Annotated in this window: 1 protein-coding gene; it reads left to right on the top strand. The window is 23.0% G+C overall.

Features of this window, described 5'->3' with window-relative positions:
• A partial coding sequence (locus JM658_RS17060; protein ID WP_236961113.1) for a hypothetical protein occupies window positions 1-305 on the top strand: 305 nt, incomplete at both ends.

The following is a 305-nucleotide window of genomic DNA, read 5'->3' as shown; positions in this document are numbered from 1 at the left end:
CAGGAACTTATTTCCATTCTGTCAAAAGGATTAGAAATTTCAAAAAATAATTTTGATGTCCATATTGGCGAAATGGAAAATATTTTACATTTCAAGAAAGAGAATGAATTAAACGATATTGAAAAACAAATTTTAAAATTTCATAATGAGAAACGCGACAAACAAAAAAGCAAAAAAGCGAATGAAATATTTGATATTTTAGATCAAGAACTAATAGAAGTACATGACTTTTTTAATGAAATATTAAATTATGAAAATGCTTTGTTTGAGTTTATAGATGCAAATCTTTTTTTTGATAAATTAAT

The sequence above is a fragment of the Joostella atrarenae genome (genome assembly GCF_021764745.1).
Taxonomy (GTDB): domain Bacteria; phylum Bacteroidota; class Bacteroidia; order Flavobacteriales; family Flavobacteriaceae; genus Galbibacter; species Galbibacter atrarenae.
Note: the sequence above shows the minus strand (reverse complement) of the source record. Positions and strands in the feature narration are given on the sequence as shown.